Source organism: Plasticicumulans sp. (genome assembly GCF_035331805.1).
Lineage (GTDB): Bacteria > Pseudomonadota > Gammaproteobacteria > Competibacterales > Competibacteraceae > Plasticicumulans.
Genome location: NZ_DAOLKE010000495.1, coordinates 1 through 2,050 on the forward strand (window position 1 = coordinate 1; position 2,050 = coordinate 2,050).

2 protein-coding genes are annotated in these 2,050 nt (G+C 73.2%); both read left to right on the forward strand.

Annotation, left to right across the window (positions count from 1 at the left end; genetic code table 11):
• On the forward strand, positions 1–859 hold an 859-nt coding region (locus tag PKE44_RS18755), incomplete at its 5' end, for an MFS transporter (protein WP_324554264.1).
• Between the two features lie 153 nt (positions 860–1,012).
• Positions 1,013–1,747, forward strand: a complete 735-nt coding sequence (gene aqpZ / locus PKE44_RS18760) for an aquaporin Z (RefSeq protein ID WP_324554266.1) — start codon at positions 1,013–1,015, stop codon at positions 1,745–1,747.
• The last annotated feature ends 303 nt before the right edge of the window (positions 1,748–2,050 follow it).

Genomic DNA, 2,050 nt, shown 5'->3' on the forward strand with positions numbered 1-2,050 from the left:
GTCGCTGCAGGCGCTGCTGCCGCGGCTGGTGCCGCCCGCCCGGCTCGGCAGCGCGGTCGCGGCCTCGGCCTCGGCGATGCAGACCGCCGTGATCACCGGCCCGGCGCTGGCCGGTTTCGTCTACGCCGCCGGGCCGGCAGCGGTGTTCGCGGCCAGCGCGCTGCTGTGGGCGCTCGCGAGCCTGCAGCTGGCGCGCATCGAGCCGCTGAACCGCCCGGCCACCAGCGCACCGCCGCCGGGGCTCGACACGCTGTTCGCCGGCATCACCTTCATCCGCAGCCGGCCGGTCGTGCTCGGCGCGATCTCGCTCGACCTGTTCGCGGTGCTGCTCGGCGGCGCGACCGCGCTGCTGCCGATCTACGCGCGCGACATCCTGCTGACCGGCCCGCTCGGCCTCGGCCTGCTGCGCTCGGCACCGGCGATCGGCGCGCTGGCGATGTCGCTGTGGCTGTCGCGCCATCCGCCGCAGCGCGGCGTCGGCCGGCTGATGTTCGCGGCCGTCGCGGTGTTCGGCGTCGCGACGCTGGTGTTCGCGCTGTCGACGCAGTTCGCGCTGTCGCTGGCGGCGCTGGTCGTGCTCGGGGCCTCGGACATGATCAGCGTCGTGATCCGCGCCTCGCTGGTGCAGCTCGAAACCCCGGACGAGATGCGCGGCCGCGTCAGCGCGGTCAATTCGATCTTCATCGGCGCCTCGAACCAGTTCGGCGAATTCGAATCCGGACTGACCGCGGCGCTGTTCGGCACCGTGCCGGCCGCCGCGCTCGGCGGACTCGGCACGCTGCTCGTGGTGCTGGTGTGGATGCGGCTGTTCCCGGACCTGCGCCGGCGCGAGCGCCTGCTGGAGACCGGCACCGGCTGAAAGCCCCCGGCGGCCCCGCTGTCCGAAAATTAACCTCTGCGACGGAATGGCTCTGCCATATCGGGTACGCCGTCCGCCGGGCCCCGGTGGCCGGACGGCGGCACTCCGTGCATCTCCCCCCGATCCGGCCATTCCCCCGCCAGGAGGTTTCCCATGCATTTCAGCAAGCGACTCGGTGCCGAGTTCATCGGCACGTTCTGGCTCGTGCTCGGCGGTTGCGGCAGTGCCGTGCTGGCCGCGGCGTTTCCGCAGGTCGGCATCGGCCTGCACGGCGTGGCGCTCGCCTTCGGCCTGACCGTGCTGACGATGGCCTACGCGATCGGCCATGTTTCCGGCTGCCACCTGAACCCGGCGGTCACGGTCGGCCTGACCGTCGGCGGCCGCTTCCCGGCGCAGGAGGTCGTGCCTTATGTCGTCGCGCAGGTGCTCGGGGCGACGGCAGCGGCCTTCGTGCTGTATCTGATCGCCACCGGCAAGGCCGGCGCGTCGATCGGCGGCTTCGCGGCCAACGGCTACGGCGAGCTGTCGCCCGGCAAGTACGGCCTCGGCGCGGCGCTGATCACCGAGGTGGTCATGACCGCGATGTTCCTGTTCGTGATCATGGGCGCGACCGATGCACGCGCACCGGCCGGCTTCGCGCCGATCGCGATCGGCCTGTGCCTGACGCTGATCCACCTGATCAGCATCCCGGTCACCAACACCTCGGTGAACCCGGCGCGCTCGACCTCGCAGGCCCTGTTCGCCGGCAGTGAATACCTCGGTCAGCTCTGGCTGTTCTGGCTCGCGCCGATCGTCGGCGGCGCCATCGGCGCGCTCGTCTACCGCGCGGTGTGCAGCGAGCTGAAGCCGGCCGTGGCACCGGTCGAGGATCTGCGCCCGGCCGCCTGAGCCGGCATCTGCCCCTGCCCTGCCCCCGGGCGCCCGCGCGGCGCCCGGGGCGTCTGCGGCGGCTGGCATCCGCGGCGGCGCTCTGGAAGGATGCGCGACCCGTCCCGCCCGGAGTATCTGCCCCGATGTCCGATGCCCGCCTGCGCGCCACGCTGACCGGCGCCGTCGCGATCCTGCTGTGGGCGACGCTCGCGCTCGGCGCGACGCTCTCCGCCGGCCTGCCGCCGTTCGAGCTGCTGGCGCTGACCTTCTCGATCGGCGGCCTCGCCGGCCTCGCCGTCGTCGCGCGCGGCGGCCGGCTCG

Coding starts and splice junctions, on each gene's coding strand:
- aqpZ (WP_324554266.1), top strand. CDS start 1,013: ATGCATTTCAGCAAGCGACTCGGTGCCGAGTTCATCGGCACGTTCTGG.